The sequence below is a fragment of the Streptomyces cyaneofuscatus genome, assembly GCF_000718135.1.
Classification (GTDB): Bacteria; Actinomycetota; Actinomycetes; order Streptomycetales; family Streptomycetaceae; genus Streptomyces; species Streptomyces cyaneofuscatus.
Window position 1 is genome coordinate 238,818 of the sequence record NZ_JOEM01000002.1, and the last position, 16,298, is coordinate 255,115.

A 16,298-nucleotide genomic window follows, 5' to 3' on the forward strand; every position below is an offset into this window, starting at 1 on the left:
GGGTGATCGGGTGGGGCCGGGGTCAGGAACCGGCGTTCATGGCCCGGGTGATGTCCTGCGAGGCCTTCGCCGCCTCCTTGGCCGGATCACCCCCGGTGAGCACGGCCGTCATGTAGTCCTTGATCGGGTTCTCCGCCTCGACCGCCGCCCATCCCGGGGTGTTGGGCGTGGCATGGCCCTCGGCGGCGCCGACCGCCATCGCGGCGGCTCCCGGGTCACCGGCCACGGCGGAGGCGAGCGAGGTGCGGTTGGGTACGTAGCTCATGGCGACGGCGAGCTTCTTCTGCCAGGTGTCCCCGGTCAGCTCCTTGATGAAGGTGACCGCCTCGTCGGGGTGGGCCGCCGCTGCCGGGACGACGAGGTCGGAGCCGCCGGTGAAGACGGAGCCGGGGGTGTCCGCGGTCTTGCCCGGGATGGGGAAGAAGGCGAGCTTGCCTTTGAGTTCGGGGTTCTTCTCCACGATCACGTTGGCCCCGCCCGGGGTGGAGATGACCTGGGCCACCTTCCCCTGCGCCATCACCTCGGCCTGCGGCGGGTCGTCCTCGTCGGAGTCCTTGGGTCCCTTGCCGAGCGCCTGGAGCTGCTCGTAGAACGCCATGCCGCGCAGCGCCTCGGGGGTGTCCAGCGCGCCGGACCACTTGCCCCCGGACTCGGTGGCGAGGTCGCCGCCCTCGTCCCAGATGAAGCCGGCGAGCGCATACCACATCTGGCCGGGCAGGTAGATGCCCTGCGTACCGCCCTGGTTGAGCCGGGTGGTGGCGTCGACCCACTGGTCGCGGGTCTTGATCTCCTTCGCGTCGATGCCCGCCTTCTCGAAGAGGTCGGTGCGGTAGATGACCACCCGGTTGGCCGCGTAGTACGGGATGCCGTACTGCTTCCCCTCGTACGCCCCCGGCTCCGCGAGACCGCTCAGCCAGTCCGCGCCGTTCAACTCGTCCTTGCGGTCGCTGAGATCGAGCAGGCCGCCGCTCTCGGCGAACTGCGCCACCTGCGTGTTGCCCGCCTCGATGACGTCCGGGGCGTCGTTGCTGGCCAGAGCGGCGGTGATCTTCTGGCCGATGCCGTCCCACTCCTGGATCTGGATCTTCACGTCGATCTTCGGATGACGCTTCTCGAAGTCCGCGGTGAACTCCTTCTGGAACGTGTCCGAGACGCTGTCGCGCATCAGCCAGACGTCCACCGTCGTCCGTCCGTCCCCGCTCGCGGAGTCGGACGGGGAACTACAGGCACTGAGCGCGGCGGCCATGACGAGCACGGACCCACCGGCAAGCAAGCGGTACTTCACGGTTCACCTCGGAAAGCAGAAATGAGTCCGACCTGAGTCCGGCCCGACCACCTGACCACCTGACCACCTGACCAGTGATGTCCACTGGACAGCTCACCTCTCGATGGGGGTTGAAGGTGGCATAGACCAATGAGGCCGTCAACCCCCTGCGTACAAAGGCGATTTGGTGATCTGTGCGTAACACGTGCACCCTGACGGTCCGAGGTAAGCGCTACACTTCGCCTGACCAGCAGGCCAGTTGGGTCGACAGCTCGGTCAACTGGTAAGAGGGAAAGGCCCGTCGGGAAGGGGAGCGCATGGACGCGGATGTGCCGGGAACGGTGCTCAAACGGGAGCGGACGCGCGATGCCGTCCTGGAGCTGATCGAGTCGCGCAGCCCCGGCGACGCGATCCCCTCGGAGCGGGCCCTGTGCTCCCTGCTCGGCGTATCGCGGCCCACCGTGCGCGCGGCCGTCGACGAGCTGGTCGCCGCCGGGCTCCTGGTGCGGGAGCACGGCCGGGGTATGTTCGTCGCGCCCGCCAAGATCACCCAGGAGCTGGTGGCGGGGGACCGGTCGCTGACCGTGCCGCAGGCGGCGGGCGCCTGGTCGAGCCGGCTGCTGGAGTTCACCACCCTCCAGGCGGGGGCCCGGGTCGGCCGCAAGCTGCGGATGTCACCCGCCGCCGAGATCGTCTACGTGGCCCGGCTGCGGCTGGTCGACGGGGCGCCGATGGCCATCGAGCACCTGCACATCCGGGCCGAGCTGGTGCCCGGGCTCAGCGCGCAGGAGCTGGAGAGCGGCGACCTGTACGAGCATCTGCGCGCCACGCACGGGGTGCACGTCCACGAGGCGGTCCAGGCGATCGAGCCCACCGTCGTCACCCGCGCCGAGGCGAAGCTGCTCGATGTGCCCGAGCTCTCCCCGGCCCTGCTCTTCGAACGGCTGACCTCCGACACGTCCGGCCGCCCGGTGGAGTACGTCCACTCGCTCTACCGGGGCGACCGCTACCGCATCGTTTCCCGCCTTGCCCTCGGCCCGGCCGCCGAAGTCGCCCCGGACCGGGAGGGCCACCACCCGGGCATCCCGCCGGGCGACTTCGCGCACGGCGACGCGATCACGTCCTCGACCAGGGGGGACATCCAGACGGGGGCCTGAGCGGGGACCTCGTACGACGTTGCGCAGGACGCAACTACGGTTGCGCCTCTTGCTGTTGGAGTCGCGAGGGGCCAGGGTGGCGGGCACATCCGAAGCAGCCCAACTCCCCCCACGAGGTGCCTCGCATGAACGCCGTACCCAGCCCTGCCCTTGGGCGCCTGAGCCGTCGGAGCCTGCTGGCGGCCGCCCTGGTGGCGGCTCCCACCACACTCGCCGCCCCTACCGCGCTCGCAGCCCCGGTCCCCACCGCCACCCGCCCCCTCCTCCTCGGCACCTACACCTCCGCCGAGGGCGGCGGCACCGGCATCGGCACCGCCGCGTACGACACCGCCACCGGAGCGATCACCTCCGGACCCGTGATCACCGGCGTCGAGAACCCCTCCTACTTGGCCCTGCACCCCTCCGGCGCCACCGTCTACGCGGTCGCCGAGCAGGACGCGGGCGCGGTCACCGCCGTGGCGCTCGCGCCGGACGGGACGTACGAGGTGCTCGGCACCCGCCCCACCGGCGGCTCCGGCCCCACCCACCTCTCCGTCCACCCGTCCGGGCGCTGGCTGCTCAGCGCGAACTACACCTCCGGCAGCGTCACCGTGCACCCCATCGCGGCGGACGGCTCGCTCGGCGAGCGCACCGACCTGGTCACCCACAGCTCTCCGCCGCCCGGCCCCGGCCAGAACGGGCCGCACGCCCACCAGATCGTCACCTCGCCCGACGGCGGCCATGTCCTCGCCGTCGACCTCGGCACCGACGCGGTGTACACCTACCGCCTCGACGAGTCCGCCGGAACGCTCACCGAGGTCTCCCGGGCCGCCCTGGCACCCGGCTCCGGCCCCCGTCACCTCACCTTCCACCCCGGCGGGCGCTCCGCCTACCTGGCCTGCGAGCTGGACAACACCACGGTCGTCTGCGCGTACGACCCCGAATCCGGCACTCTCACCCCGGGCGCGGGCCAGTCCACCGGGTCGGAGACCGGCTACCCGGCCCAGCTGGTGGTGACCGGCGACGGCTCGTACGCGTACCTCGCCAACCGGGGCCCGAACAGCCTCGCCCGGTACGCGGTGGAGGACGGCGGGGCGGCCCTGCGGCTCCTTGACACCGTGCCCGCCGGCGGTGACTGGCCGCGCCAGCTGGCCCTCTCCCCGGACAGCTCGCTGCTCTTCGCCGCCAACCAGCGCTCCTCCACCGTCACCGCCTTCCGGATCGCCCCCGACGGCTCCCTGACCCCGGCGGGCGACCCGCTCCCGGCACCGGTCGCGGTCTGCGTCCTGCCGCTGGCGTGACGCAGTCCTGCCGCTGCCGTGACGGCCCGGGCGGGGCCCGTTCCAGCGGTTACAGTCGTGGCCGAGCCGCGCGCCCGCACCCGCGGCGAGGACATCAGGGAGGCACAGTGCGCTTGAGGGTGGAATTCACCACCGAGCCCTTCGATCTCGACGAGGCGCCCGCCCACGCGGTGGTGGCCCGCGAGGTCATCCAGAGCGCCGAACTCGACGCCGTGGACGTCGGACCGTTCGGCAACACGGCGGAAGGGGGCGCGGACGAGGTGCTCACCGCCGTGGACTCCCTGCTGCGCCGGACCCTGGCCTCGGGCGCCACCCGGGTCTCGCTCCAGGTCAACGTGATCGGGGAGGAGGTACGGTGACCGAATCCGCCGATCACGCTCCGGTCACCGTCGACCACCCCTTCGTATCGGCCGTCAAGCCGCTCGTCGACGCGATGGGCGCCGAGCTGCTCGGCCCCGAGCAGGCCCAGCCGGACGACGTGGTGCTCGCGTGGGAGGGCCGGGACGTCATAGCCGTACGGCTGCCCCAGCTCTCCGACTCGCTGGACCACATCCTCGCCGCGCTGGAGAGACGGCACGGGATGCCGCTCGCCGACCTGGACCGTAAGGCCAAGCAGTCGGTCGTCCGGACCTTGGAGGCACGCGGTGCCTTCTCCGTACGGCACGGGGTGGAGACCGTGGCCGGCGCCCTGGGCGTCTCCCGTTTCACCGTGTACAACTATCTGAACCGGGAACATTCGGCCAAGGGTGAGTAGTTGGCCGAACCCGCCGAACACCCAGGAAAGCCGCTGTCCGCATGCCGGGACGGCGGCTTTCTCCGTTCGCGAGATTTCAACAAAGTGTTGACGTCGTGTTGCGGAGGGCGTTAGCTATCCGCAGCCCGAACAACGCACAGCGAAAAACAGCCACGGAGGCTCCCGTGACTTCGAGCTCCACACCGGGCCTCACCCGGTTCAACACCCTGGCGGACGGCGAGGCCACCCCCGCACTGCACGAGGTCTGTGCCAGCGCGGCCTGGGGAGAGACCGTCCTCGCCGGCCGTCCGTACGCCACCGAGGAAGCCCTGCTCTCCGCGAGCGACGCCGCCATGGCCGAGCTCACCGCGGAGGACCTGGCCGAGGCGATGGCGGGCCACCCGCCGATCGGGCGCCCGAAGCCCGGCGATCCGACCTCCTCCCGCGAGCAGCGGGGGATGGCCGGCGCCTCCGAGGAGCTCAAGACCGAGATGCTCGAACTGAACCTGGCTTACCAGGAGCGGTTCGGACATGTCTTCCTGATCTGTGCCACCGGCGCCACCGGTGAGCAGATGCGCGACGCGGTGAAGTCCCGGATCGGGAACTCGCCGGAGCAGGAGCAGGAGATCGTGCGCACCGAACTGGGCAAGATCAACCGCATCCGGCTGACCCGTCTCGTACGGGAGACCCTCGCAGAGGAAGCTCCCGTGCAGGACTCTTGAGATCTAGGAGAGTGACGGTCTTGAGTACCGACACGACCGCATCGGTGTCCACGCACATCCTGGACACCTCCATCGGCCGCCCCGCCGCGTCCGTCACCGTCTCGCTCGCCGCCCGCAGCGGCAGCGGCTCGCCGTACGTGACGCTCGGAGCCTCCGCGACCGATGCGGACGGGCGCTGCAAGGACCTGCCGGCGCTGCCGGAAGGAACGACCCACGTACGCCTCGAATTCGACACCGAGACGTACTTTTCCAAGAAGCAAGCCGAGGCGCAGCAGGACGCCCCCCGCGTAAGGGACAGCGGCGCGTTCTTCCCGGAGGTGACCATCGCGTTCGCGGTCGTCCCGGGCGAGCACTATCACGTACCGCTGCTGCTCAACCCGTTCGGCTACTCCGTTTACCGAGGGAGCTAGCACCGACATGCCCACGATTCTCGGCCAGAACCAGTACGGCAAAGCAGAGAACCGCGTCGTAAAGATCACGCGGGACGGCGACACCCACCACATCAAGGACCTCAACGTCTCGGTCGCCCTCTCCGGCGACATGGACGATGTGCACTACTCCGGCTCCAACGCCAACGTCCTGCCGACCGACACCACCAAGAACACGGTGTACGCGTTCGCCAAGGAGCACGGGATCGAGTCCGCCGAGCAGTTCGGCATCCACCTCGCCCGGCACTTCGTCTCCTCGCAGGAGCCGATCCACCGCGCCCGGATCCGGATCGAGGAGTACGCCTGGGAGCGCATCGTGACCTCCGACGGCAACTCGAAGTTCATCGGCGCCGACGAGGTCAAGCACTCCTTCGCCCGCAAGGGCATGGAGACCCGCGTCTCCCAGATCACCTACGACGGTGAGAGGTGGGAGGTCATCTCGGGCCTCAAGGACCTGACGGTGATGAACTCGACCAACTCCGAGTTCTGGGGCTACGTCAAGGACAAGTACACGACGCTGAAGGAGGCGTACGACCGCATCCTGGCGACCGACGTCTCCGCGCGCTGGCGGTACAACTGGACCAGCGACGAGCAGCGTATGCCGAACTGGGAGAAGTCCTACGAGCAGGCGCGCAAGCACATGCTCCAGGCCTTCGCCGAGACGTACTCCCTCTCGCTCCAGCAGACCCTGTACCAGATGGGTTCGCGGATCATCAACAGCCGCAGCGAGATCGACGAGATCCGCTTCTCGCTGCCGAACAACCACCACTTCCTGGTGGACCTCGAACCGTTCGGCCTCAAGAACGACAACGAGGTCTACTTCGCGGCGGACCGTCCCTACGGTCTGATCGAGGCCACCGTGCTCCGGGACGGCGTCGAGCCGAAGGTCCCGGTCGACATGACCAACCTCTGACGCGGCACTGAACCCGCCCCCGCCTGCCCGCAGTCGGGCGGGGGCCGGTCATCCCGGAGGAAACACCCATGGCACAGCCTGCAACGGGGCCGGCCGAAGGCCCGAAACCCCTTATCGGCACGGCAGTTCACCCGTGCGACGAGAAGCTCCCTCCCGCCCGGCTCGTTCCGGCCGCGCTCCAGCACATCGCCGCCATGTACGCGGGCGTCGTCACCCCTCCGCTGATCATCGGCCAGGCCGTCGGCCTGGACACCGCCGGGATGACCCGGCTCATCGCCGCGAGCCTGCTGATCGCCGGACTCGCCACCATCGTGCAGACCATCGGCCTCGGCGCATTCGCCGGGAACCGGCTGCCGTTCGTCAACGCGGCCTCCTCCGCCGGTATCGCGCCGATGCTCGCCATCGCCGAGACCAGCGCGCCCGGACACCAACTCCCGGCGATCTACGGGGCGGTGCTCGTCGCCGGAGTCTTCTGCCTGACGGTCGGGCCGTTCTTCGGCCGACTGCTGCGCTTCTTCCCGCCCCTGGTCACCGGGGTGGTCATCACCCTCATCGGCGTCACCCTCATGCCCGTGCCGGTCGCCTGGGCGCAGGGCGGCGACGCCACCGCCGCCGACTTCGGCGCCATGAAGTACCTGGCGCTGGCCGCCTTCACGCTCGTCGTCATCCTGCTCATCCAGCGCTTCGGCCGGGGCTTCCTCAAGCAAGTCGCCCTGCTGGTCGGCATGTTCGTCGGCACACTGGCGGCGATCCCGTTCGGCCTCGCCGACTTCTCCGCGCTGAAGTCCGCACCGCTCGCCGCCCTGCCGACCCCCTTCGCCTTCGGGGCACCGGAGTTCCACCCCGCCGCGATCCTCTCCCTCTGCATCGTCATGCTCGTCCTGATGACGGAGTCCTCGGCCGGCATGCTGGCCCTCGGCGAGATCTGCGACCGCCGCACCGACGGCCGTACGATCACCCGGGGTCTGCGTACGGACGGCATCGCCACCCTCCTCGGCCCGGTCTTCGGCGGTTTCCCCACCAGCGCCTTCGCGCAGAACGTCGGCGTCGTCTCCCTGACCCGGGTACGCAGCCGGTACGTCGTCGCGGCGGCGGGCGGCGCCCTGCTGGTCCTCGGCGCCTTCCCGGTGCTCGGCGCGGTCGTCTCGCTCGTCCCGATGCCCGTCCTCGGCGGCGCCGGCATCGTCCTCTTCGGCTCCATCGCGGTCAGCGGCATCCGCACGCTCTCCGAGGCCGGGCTCGACGACAGCTCCAACATCATCCTGGTCGCGGTGGCGCTCGGCGCGGGCATCATCCCGCTCGCCGCGCCCACCTTCTACGCCGGATTCCCGGCCTGGGCGCAGACCGTCCTCGGCTCCGGGATCAGCGCGGGAGCACTGGTCGCGGTCGTGCTCAACCTGTTCTTCCACCATCTCGGCACCCACAGCCGCCCCGCTGTGGCACTCAAATCCTCCTAGGGTCCTGCCGTGCCCACATCGCCACAGAGAGAAGAAGGAAGCGCCATGGCAGCTTCGGCAGACCCTCAGCGCATCGTCATCGAGAACTGTTCGATCGCCACCGTCGACGCCCACGACACGGAGTACGCCTCCGGGTACATCGTCGTGGCGGACAACCGCATCGAGTCCGTCGGCGCCGGCAAGGCACCCGAGGGGCTCACGGGGGTCGTCCGGCGGATCGACGCCACCGGGCACCTCGCCACCCCCGGCCTGGTCAACACCCACCACCACTTCTACCAGTGGATCACCCGGGGCCTGGCCACCGACCACAACCTCTTCAACTGGCTGGTCGCCCTCTACCCGACCTGGGCGCGCATCGACGAGCCGATGGCCCGCGCCGCCGCGCAGGGCTCGCTCGCCATGATGGCCCGGGGCGGTGTCACCACCGCCATGGACCACCACTACGTCTTCCCGAAGGACTCCGGCGACCTCTCCGGTGCCATCATCGGGGCCGCCCGCGAGATGGGCGTACGGTTCACCCTGGCCCGCGGGTCCATGGACCGCAGCGAGAAGGACGGCGGCCTGCCCCCGGACTTCGCCGTCGAGACCCTCGAAGGCGCGCTCGCCGCCACCGAGGCCACCATCGACGCCCACCACGACGCCTCCTTCGACGCCATGACCCAGGTCGCCGTCGCGCCCTGCTCGCCGTTCTCGGTCTCCACCGAACTGATGCGCCAGGGCGCGGAGCTGGCCCGTCGCCGAGGCGTACGGCTGCACACCCACGGCTCGGAGACCGTCGAGGAGGAGCAGTTCTGCAAGGAACTGTTCGGGATGGGCCCGACCGACTACTTCGAGTCGACCGGCTGGCTCGGCAACGACGTGTGGATGGCGCACTGCGTCCACATGAACGACTCCGACATCGCCGCCTTCGCCCGTACGGGAACCGGCGTCGCCCACTGCCCGTCCTCCAACGCCCGCCTCGCCGCAGGGATCGCCCGGGTCCCCGACATGCTCGCCGCCGGCGTACCCGTAGGCCTCGGTGTGGACGGCACCGCCTCCAACGAGTCCGGCGAGCTCCACACCGAGCTGCGCAACGCGCTCCTCATCAACCGCCTCGGCGCCCACCGCGAGGCCGCCCTCAACGCCCGCCAGGCCCTGCGCCTCGGGACCTTCGGCGGAGCCCAAGTCCTGGGCCGCGCCGACCAGATCGGCTCCCTGGAGGCCGGCAAGCTCGCCGACCTCGTGCTCTGGAAGCTGGACACCCTGGCCCACTCCTCGATCGCCGACCCGGTGACCGCGCTCATCTTCGGCGCAGCCGCCCCGGTGACCCTCTCCCTCGTCGACGGCAAGCCGGTCGTCGAGGGCAACCACCTCACCACGGTGGACGAGGACGCCATCGCCCGCACCACCCGCGACGAGGCCCGCCGCCTCGCGCAGATCGCCGCCGGGGCCTGACCCCGGCGACACCCCCGAACCGCCGGAGAGCCACTGATCCCGGCGGAATCCCCGACCGGCCGGTCGAGGGGGACGGCCCGAGACCGGCCGCCGTGGGCCCGAGCGGGGTCCGCGGCAGCCGGTCCGGCGGACGCGCACCCGATGGCGGGCGCCCGCCGGACCGGTGATCAACGCTGCCCGCACGCACGCCTCCGCACCCCCCTCTGCACGACCTGCACCACCTGAGAGAGCCGCACGCACCACCGCACCACATACGCAGCACCTCCCTGACACCCGCGTCGCCGACGACGCGTAACCGACCGGAGGAACCGCCGTGGCCGCTGAGCCCAGGTTTCGCAAAGACGCAGATGCAGCCGCCCCCGACGTGACGGCCGACGCCGTCACACCAGCAGACGCAGAAGCAGCAGCGGACGGCCGGAAACATCCGGTCGACGAGACCCTCCCCCCGCTGAAGATGTTCACCAGCGGCCTCCAGCACGTGGCCGCCATGTACGCCGGGGTGGTGGCACCGCCCCTGATCGTGGGGCCGGCTGTCGGCCTCACCGCCAAGGAGACCGCCTTCCTGATGGGAGCGAGCCTCTTCACCGCGGGCATCGCCACCCTGCTCCAGACCATCGGCTTCTGGAAGGTCGGCGCCCGGCTGCCCTTCGTCAACGGCGTCTCGTTCGCCGGTGTGGCCCCGATGATCGCGATAGGCAAGGACCGGGGCCACGACGGCATAGCCGTGATCTTCGGTGCGATCATCGTCGCGAGCGTGCTGGGCTTCCTCCTGGCCCCGTACTTCTGCAAACTGGTCCGCTTCTTCCCACCGGTCGTCACCGGCACCGTCATCACCCTGATCGGTGTCTCGCTCCTGCCGGTCGCCTTCAACTGGTCCCAGGGCGGCAACGCGACGGCGGACGACTACGGTTCGATGACCAACATCACCATGGCCGCCGTGACCCTGGTCATCGTGCTGGCCCTGCGCAAGCTGCTGCGGGGCTTCCTCCAGCAGATCGCGATCCTGCTCGGCCTGGTCATCGGCACCCTGATCGCCATCCCCGCCGGCATCACCGACTTCAGCGCCATCAAGAACGCCGACGTGGTCGGCTTCCCGACGCCGTTCGCCTTCGGCGGCCCGCAGTTCGAGATCGCCGCCATCATCTCCATGTGCATCGTGATGCTGGTCTGCATGACCGAGTCCACGGCCGACATGCTGGCCCTCGGCAAGATCGTCGGCCGGCCGGCGGATGAGAAGATCATCGAAGGCGGCCTGCGCGCCGACACGCTCGGCAGCGCCATCAGCCCGGTCTTCAACGGCTTCATGTGCAGCGCCTTCGCCCAGAACGTCGGTCTCGTCGCCATGACGAAGATCCGCAGCCGCTTCGTCGTCGCGGCGGGCGGCGGCATCCTCATCGTGCTCGGCCTGGTCCCGGTCGCCGCCTCCGTCATCGCCCTCGTACCGCTGCCGGTGCTCGGCGGCGCGGGCATCGTTCTCTTCGGCACGGTGGCGGCCAGCGGCATCCAGACCCTGGCCACCGCCGCCATGGAGAAGGGCGAGAACGCGCTGATCGTGGCGGCGGCCCTCGGCATCGGCCTGATCCCGATCGCGGCGCCGCAGTTCTACCACGCCTTCCCGGAGAGCCTGCTGGTCGTCCTCGACTCGGGCATCTCCACCGGCTGCGTCGTGGCCATCGTGCTGAACCTCGCCTTCAACCACTTCGGCCGCAAGCCGGACGGGGTGGACGAGGAGGCCGAGAACGGCGAACACGTGGTCCCGGCGGCGGCCGGGGTGGGCGTCCACTGACGCATCCGCCGTACGCAGCCCGGTGAAGCCCCGTGCGCCCGCACGGGGCTTCGGCCGTTCATGCCGGGGGCCGGGGGCCGGGGGCCGGGGCCGTGGAGCGGACGGGCGCCCGGCGGTTGTAGCGTCAGGGGTATGGAAGATCAGTCAGTTGTGGATGTCGGCGATGTGCGCCTCGCGTACCGGACCTGGGGCGATCCGTTCGGCTCGCCCGTCGTGCTGCTGCACGGCCTCGGCGGTTCCGCCGCGGACTGGGAGGCGGCCGGCCCCCTGCTGGGCCAGGAGTGGCGGGTCTTCGCCCTGGACCTGCGCGGCCACGGCGAGAGCGACTGGCCCGACGAGTACGACCTGGAGCTGATGGCCGAGGACGTCGTCGGCTTCCTCGACGAGCTGGAGCTGAACCGGGTGGGCCTGGTCGGCCACGGCATGGGCGGCGTCGTCGCGCGGCTGGTGGCCCACGAGCACTCCGACCGGGTGGAGCGGCTGGTGCTGATCGAGACCCCGGCCCCGTTCCCCGGCGACCCGGGCCCGGCCGGACGCCCCGAGGGCCCGGTGGACTACGACGAGAACGCGGTGCCCGCCGTACGCGACCAGCTCGCCGATCCGGGCCCGGACGCGGTCGAGGGGCTCGGCGAGATCGTCGCCCCCACGATGATCATCACCGGCGGCCCGGAGAGCCGGATGCCGCAGGACCGCCAGGCCGACATGGCCTCCCTGATCCCGGACTGCCGGCTGATCACGGTGCCCGGCGGCCACCGCATGCACGAGACCCGGGCCGACCAGGTGGCCGCGCACATCACGGAGTTCTTCACCAGCTGAGGGGCGCCCCCGGTCGCGCGCGGCGGTCAGGCGTGGAGGATGTCGCGGACGAGTTCGGGCGTCCACTCGACGTACTCGACCTCCGCCCCGTCCGCGTGGCGGGCGTAGAGGAACCGCCCCGTCGGGCCGCCGGTCGCGGGGGTGGTGATGGTGGCCCCTGCGGACGCCAGCGTGGCCTGGAGGGCGTCGAGGTCGTCGACGACGACGGTGGCCGAGGCGTGGGCGTACCGCGCGCGGTCGTCGGCCGGTCCCGCGATGACCAGGAAGTTCCCGATGGCGGCGAGGGCGACCTCGTGGAACGCCAGCCGGAGGTGGGGCTGCTCGCCGGTGAGCTCCTCCAGCAGCGGGAGGGCCTGGTCGAGGTCGTCGGTCCAGAGGCGTGCGTAGGTCCTGTGGATGGTCATGGCTGCGCTCCCGTGGTCGCGTGCGGATACCGGAGACCGTAGGTGAGCAGGCTTTGACGTGGAAGAACGCACTTTTTGGTGCGCGAGGCACCGGAAGGGAACCGTGTGGCGCGCCGGGCGTTCCCAGCCCCCCGGCCGCCGGTCCCCCCCTGGGGTCGCCGTCACCCCCCCCGGCCGCCCTGGTCACCCCCCCGGCCGCCCTGGTCAGCCCCCCGGCCGCCTGGTCAGCCCCCCGGCCGCCTGGTCAGCCTCCCGGCCGCCAGTCCGGCCGGCGGCCGCTGAGGCCGATCACCCGGTCCAGCAGCGGGGCGTCGTCCCGCACCGGGACCGGCGGGCCGAAGATGCCACCGCGGTCCGGGTCGTCGTCGACCGGGGCCAGCAGGGCCGCGCAGGCACGCAGCTCGGCCTCCCCGGCCTCGTACGGCTGCCCCGTGGCCCGGGCCAGGTCCCAGCCGTGGACGAGGAGTTCGTCCAGCGCGACGGCCCCCGCCACCTCGCCGGGCAGCTCCACGCCGCCCGCCCGGGTCATGCCCGTCCAGGCGGCGGGGGAGCGCCAGGCCGCCGCCACCTGCTCCAGCCGCCGGGGCAGCACATCGCGCCACGCGTCGTCGAGCACGGGCAGGGCGGCGTCCGGCGCGACGGCCGTGCTCGCCCCGAGATCCTTGCGGGCCGCGTCACGGAAGGCGGCGGCCAGCCCGCTCAGGTGGGCCAGCAGCTCCCGTACGGAGTAGTCCGGGCAGGGGGTGGGGCCGCCCAGCCGGTCGTCGCCGATCGCGTCGAGCAGGCCGGTGATACGCCGCGCGGCCGGCTCCAGGTCGAGGGCGGGAGCGGGGGCGGAGGCAGGCGTGCTGTCGGAGTTCATACAGGGCAGACCGTGCGACGGCCGAGAAGTCATCGGCCGGGCACGACACCAGCTCCGCCCGGTCCGGGCGCGGCGCACACCGCCACATAGCGGAAGGTTCCTCGCCGTCCTCTTGTCGGCAACCCCCGCGCCATGTCATACAGGTCTGGACCATTGCTGTCCGGATGGAAGGCACCACCGTGCAACGCCCCCACATATCTGCCGCGTTGGCCTGTTCCGCCCTGCTCCTCGCCCCCCTCCTCTCTGCCTGCGGCTCCACCGCCGAAGCCGACACGCAGCCGCCCGCCGTCCCCGCCGGGGTGACCGCACAGGCCAGCAGCTCCACCTCGGTGCACGTCATGTGGGAGCCCGCCTCCGACAACAAGAGGGTCGCGGGTTACGAGGTCTACCGAGGGAAGGCCAAGGTCAAGAGCGTCCCGGCGGCCAAGACCATGATCGACGTCGGCGGGCTGACGGCCTCCACGGACTACACCTTCACCGTCCGGTCCAAGGACGCCGCCGGGAACCTCTCCGCCCCCAGCAAGGCCATCCCCGTCACCACCCAGGCCACCCCGCCCAAGGACGACACGCCCCCCACCGCCCCGGCGAAGCTGTCAGGCGGCGCCGAGGGAAGCCGGGCCGCCACCCTCGCCTGGGGCGCGTCCAAGGACGACGTCGGGGTCACCTCGTACGACATCTACCAGGAGGGCTCCCGGATCCACAGCGTCCCGGCCTCCGAGACGAAGGCGAAGCTCACGGGCCTGCGCCCGGGAACCGTCTACACCTTCACCGTCCGGGCCCGCGACGCCTCCGACAAGTCCTCGCCGGACAGCAACGCGCTCGACCTCACCACCGCCTCCGCCCCCGGCGCCCCCGCGAGCACCGCACCCACCGGACTGCGCACCGAGATCGGCAAGGAGGGCGCGGAGTTCACCGTCGACCTGTCCTGGGACCAGCCCGACACGGGCGGAGTCATCCCCGCCTACCAGCTCTACCTGAACGGCAAGCTGACCACCACGATCGTCTGGGGCGGTACGCCCCCGAAGGGCCGGGCCACCTACCGGCTGAACCTCGCCGACCCGGCGGGCACCCGCTACTCCGTGAAGCTGAGGGCCAAGCTGCCGGACGGCAAGTGGGGTGACTTCTCGGCCCAGCCCACGATCGTCCTGGCGGACTGACGCCCCTGGGGTGCCGGACGCCCCCAGGCATCCGCCTCCCAGGTGTGCGGCCCCTCGCCCCTTATGATCCATTGATCCCGAAATGGACCGAGGGGGTCGAGGGGACCGAAGGGGCTGCACCATGAATCCGGGAGAAGACCCGAGCGCACGCGCCGACGTGGAGGAGCGGCCCCCGGACGGGAAGAAGTTCACCTTCCCCAGCGCCCTCACCATCCTCGCGGCCGTCACCCTGGCCGTCTGGGCGCTGGCCTTCCTCGTCCCGCCCGGGGCCTACGACCGCGACGCGGACGGCGCCCCGGTCCAGGGCACGTACCACCGCGTCGACTCCGACCAGAGCTTCGTCGACCGCCTGAACGACCTCTTCCTCTCCCCGGTCAACGGCCTCTACGGGATCCAGGACGCGGAGACGGGCGAGGTCGGCCCGGATCTGGCCGGCGAACTGTACGGCAGCGCGGGCGTGTTCCTCTTCGTGCTCGCCATCGGCGCGTTCATCACGGTGGTGTTCGCCACCGGAGCCCTGGACCGGGGCATCGGCCGCCTCGCCCACCGCCTGCGCGACCGCGGAGCGCTGCTCATCGCGGGCGTGATGCTGGTCTTCTCCCTCCTCGGTACGGTCGAGGGCTTCGCGGAGGAGACGCTCGGCTTCTACGGCCTGATCATCCCGCTGATGCTGGCCCTCGGCTACGACCGGATGGTGGCCACCGGCACGATCATCCTCGGCGCGGGCATCGGCGTGCTCTGCTCCACGGTCAACCCCTTCGCCACGGGAGTCGCCTCCTCCGCAGCGGACATCTCGCTCGGCGACGGCATCGTGCTGCGCGGGATCATGTGGGTGGTCCTCACGGCGGTGACGATCACCTACGTCATCCGCTACGCGAACCGGGTCCGCCGGAACCCCGACCGCTCCCTCTCCGGCTTCCTCCCCGGCGACCGCGACCACAACGCGGCGGACGCGCCGGAACCCCCGGAGCTGACCCGCCTCCACCAGGCCGTCCTCATCCTGGTCACCCTGGTCTTCGCCTTCATGATCTTCTCGGTCGTCCCCTGGGCCGGCGCCCTCACGGGCGACGCCGACGCCACCCCGTACGGCTTCGAACTCGGCTGGTCCTTCCCGCAGCTGGCCGCCCTCTTCCTGGTCGCGGCGGTCCTGGTCGGCGTCGTCGCCCGCTTCGGCGAACAGCGGCTCAGCGCCACGATCATCCAGGGCGCGGCCGACTTCATCTCTCCCGCGCTGGTCATCGTGCTCGCGCGCGGCGTCACCGTCATCATGAACAACGCGCAGATCACGGACACCGTGCTGCACTCCATCGAGGGCGTGGTCTCGGGAACGTCGTCGGCGCTCTTCGCCGTCATCGTCTTCCTCGTCAACCTCCCCCTGGCCTTCCTCATCCCCTCCACCTCCGGCCACGCGACGCTCGCGATGCCGATCCTGGCGCCGCTGGCCGACTTCGCGGGCGTCTCCCGCGCGGTGGTCGTCACCGCCTGGCAGTCGGCGAGCGGCTGGATGAACCTCTGGGTCCCGACGACCGCCGTCACCATCGGCGGCGTGGCACTGGCGAAGGTCGGCTACGACAAGTACCTGCGGTTCGTCTGGCCGCTGCTGGCGATCCTGGCGGTGCTCATCTGCGGGTTCGTGGCACTGGGGGCGGTGTGGACGTGACGGGGCTTGGGCGGGCCGGTGCGATGGGTCGGCGCAGGGCCCAGCGATGACTGTCTCAGGCCAGGAACTGGCTGTTTCCCGCCATTCACCTGGCTCTTCACAACAAATACATATCGCGTGGTTCATCCATGGCGTGTCGGTAGTTGCAGACTGATAAGTACATACCTCCAGGGGGGACCTGTGAGCGTGGATGCCCCTGTGCGCCGTGCTCAGGAGGTACTCGCC

Annotated in this window: 16 protein-coding genes; 13 read left to right on the top strand and 3 right to left on the bottom strand. The window is 70.9% G+C overall.

The window, feature by feature from the left end:
- Positions 1 to 22: 22 nt before the first annotated feature.
- Positions 23 to 1,285 carry an extracellular solute-binding protein gene (locus tag IF17_RS0104910; RefSeq protein WP_030562498.1) on the bottom strand — a complete coding sequence of 421 codons (1,263 nt, stop codon included), beginning with the start codon at positions 1,283 to 1,285 and terminating at the stop codon, positions 23 to 25.
- A gap of 296 nt (positions 1,286 to 1,581) precedes the next feature.
- On the opposite strand from IF17_RS0104910, the gene IF17_RS0104915 reads away from it, so the two are divergent.
- The 11 genes from IF17_RS0104915 (at position 1,582) to IF17_RS0104965 (ending at position 11,990) form a co-directional block, all read left to right on the top strand.
- Positions 1,582 to 2,421 (top strand): GntR family transcriptional regulator, encoded by an 840-nt coding sequence (locus tag IF17_RS0104915; protein WP_018514689.1) that lies wholly within the window; start codon positions 1,582 to 1,584, stop codon positions 2,419 to 2,421.
- A gap of 125 nt (positions 2,422 to 2,546) precedes the next feature.
- Positions 2,547 to 3,701 (top strand): lactonase family protein, encoded by a 1,155-nt coding sequence (locus IF17_RS0104920; protein WP_051883885.1) that lies wholly within the window; start codon positions 2,547 to 2,549, stop codon positions 3,699 to 3,701.
- 107 nt (positions 3,702 to 3,808) lie between these two features.
- The gene (locus IF17_RS0104925; RefSeq protein WP_076966694.1) at positions 3,809 to 4,060 is read left to right on the top strand and encodes a YkoF family thiamine-binding protein; all 252 of its coding nucleotides are present in this window, start codon (positions 3,809 to 3,811) and stop codon (positions 4,058 to 4,060) included.
- Positions 4,057 to 4,455 (top strand): helix-turn-helix domain-containing protein, encoded by a 399-nt coding sequence (locus IF17_RS0104930; protein ID WP_030562505.1) that lies wholly within the window; start codon positions 4,057 to 4,059, stop codon positions 4,453 to 4,455. The genes IF17_RS0104925 and IF17_RS0104930 overlap by 4 nt, the downstream gene beginning before the upstream one ends.
- Positions 4,456 to 4,619: 164 nt before the next feature.
- Positions 4,620 to 5,156: a 2-oxo-4-hydroxy-4-carboxy-5-ureidoimidazoline decarboxylase gene (gene uraD / locus IF17_RS0104935; RefSeq protein ID WP_030562507.1), complete on the top strand. Its 537-nt coding sequence runs from the start codon at positions 4,620 to 4,622 to the stop codon at positions 5,154 to 5,156.
- Between the two features lie 20 nt (positions 5,157 to 5,176).
- Positions 5,177 to 5,566: a hydroxyisourate hydrolase gene (gene uraH, locus IF17_RS0104940; RefSeq protein ID WP_030562509.1), complete on the top strand. Its 390-nt coding sequence runs from the start codon at positions 5,177 to 5,179 to the stop codon at positions 5,564 to 5,566.
- Between the two features lie 7 nt (positions 5,567 to 5,573).
- Complete coding sequence (gene pucL, locus IF17_RS0104945) at positions 5,574 to 6,497, top strand: factor-independent urate hydroxylase (protein WP_030562511.1); 924 nt, start codon at positions 5,574 to 5,576, stop codon at positions 6,495 to 6,497.
- Positions 6,498 to 6,565: 68 nt separating this feature from the next.
- Complete coding sequence (locus tag IF17_RS0104950; protein ID WP_030562513.1) at positions 6,566 to 7,954, top strand: nucleobase:cation symporter-2 family protein; 1,389 nt, start codon at positions 6,566 to 6,568, stop codon at positions 7,952 to 7,954.
- 45 nt (positions 7,955 to 7,999) lie between these two features.
- Entirely contained in the window at positions 8,000 to 9,388 is a 1,389-nt protein-coding gene (locus IF17_RS0104955) for an 8-oxoguanine deaminase (RefSeq protein ID WP_030562515.1), read from the top strand.
- A 364-nt stretch (positions 9,389 to 9,752) separates the two neighbouring features.
- Positions 9,753 to 11,174: a nucleobase:cation symporter-2 family protein gene (locus IF17_RS0104960; protein ID WP_244890411.1), complete on the top strand. Its 1,422-nt coding sequence runs from the start codon at positions 9,753 to 9,755 to the stop codon at positions 11,172 to 11,174.
- Positions 11,175 to 11,306: 132 nt separating this feature from the next.
- Positions 11,307 to 11,990, top strand: coding sequence for an alpha/beta fold hydrolase (locus tag IF17_RS0104965; protein ID WP_030562519.1), 684 nt, complete (start codon positions 11,307 to 11,309; stop codon positions 11,988 to 11,990).
- Between the two features lie 26 nt (positions 11,991 to 12,016).
- On the opposite strand, the gene IF17_RS0104970 is transcribed toward IF17_RS0104965, so the two are convergent.
- A complete protein-coding gene (locus IF17_RS0104970) occupies positions 12,017 to 12,394 on the bottom strand; it encodes a VOC family protein (RefSeq protein ID WP_030562521.1) in 378 nt (125 codons plus the stop codon).
- A 244-nt stretch (positions 12,395 to 12,638) separates the two neighbouring features.
- Positions 12,639 to 13,256, bottom strand: a complete 618-nt coding sequence (locus IF17_RS0104975) for a TIGR03086 family metal-binding protein (RefSeq protein WP_030562523.1) — start codon at positions 13,254 to 13,256, stop codon at positions 12,639 to 12,641.
- A gap of 164 nt (positions 13,257 to 13,420) precedes the next feature.
- Between IF17_RS0104975 and IF17_RS0104980 the strand changes: the two genes are divergently transcribed.
- The gene (locus IF17_RS0104980; protein ID WP_030562525.1) at positions 13,421 to 14,413 is read left to right on the top strand and encodes a fibronectin type III domain-containing protein; all 993 of its coding nucleotides are present in this window, start codon (positions 13,421 to 13,423) and stop codon (positions 14,411 to 14,413) included.
- 121 nt (positions 14,414 to 14,534) lie between these two features.
- A complete protein-coding gene (locus tag IF17_RS0104985; RefSeq protein WP_051883886.1) occupies positions 14,535 to 16,073 on the top strand; it encodes a YfcC family protein in 1,539 nt (512 codons plus the stop codon).
- Positions 16,074 to 16,298: the final 225 nt, after the last annotated feature.

Excerpts from the sequence above, each read along its gene's own strand:
- IF17_RS0104975 (WP_030562523.1), bottom strand. The coding sequence starts at position 13,256 with ATGAACTCCGACAGCACGCCTGCCTCCGCCCCCGCTCCCGCCCTCGAC.
- IF17_RS0104970 (WP_030562521.1), bottom strand. The coding sequence starts at position 12,394 with ATGACCATCCACAGGACCTACGCACGCCTCTGGACCGACGACCTCGAC.
- pucL (WP_030562511.1), top strand. The coding sequence starts at position 5,574 with ATGCCCACGATTCTCGGCCAGAACCAGTACGGCAAAGCAGAGAACCGC.
- IF17_RS0104950 (WP_030562513.1), top strand. The coding sequence starts at position 6,566 with ATGGCACAGCCTGCAACGGGGCCGGCCGAAGGCCCGAAACCCCTTATC.
- IF17_RS0104965 (WP_030562519.1), top strand. The coding sequence starts at position 11,307 with ATGGAAGATCAGTCAGTTGTGGATGTCGGCGATGTGCGCCTCGCGTAC.
- IF17_RS0104920 (WP_051883885.1), top strand. The coding sequence starts at position 2,547 with ATGAACGCCGTACCCAGCCCTGCCCTTGGGCGCCTGAGCCGTCGGAGC.
- IF17_RS0104980 (WP_030562525.1), top strand. The coding sequence starts at position 13,421 with ATGGAAGGCACCACCGTGCAACGCCCCCACATATCTGCCGCGTTGGCC.
- IF17_RS0104985 (WP_051883886.1), top strand. The coding sequence starts at position 14,535 with ATGAATCCGGGAGAAGACCCGAGCGCACGCGCCGACGTGGAGGAGCGG.
- IF17_RS0104915 (WP_018514689.1), top strand. The coding sequence starts at position 1,582 with ATGGACGCGGATGTGCCGGGAACGGTGCTCAAACGGGAGCGGACGCGC.
- IF17_RS0104955 (WP_030562515.1), top strand. The coding sequence starts at position 8,000 with ATGGCAGCTTCGGCAGACCCTCAGCGCATCGTCATCGAGAACTGTTCG.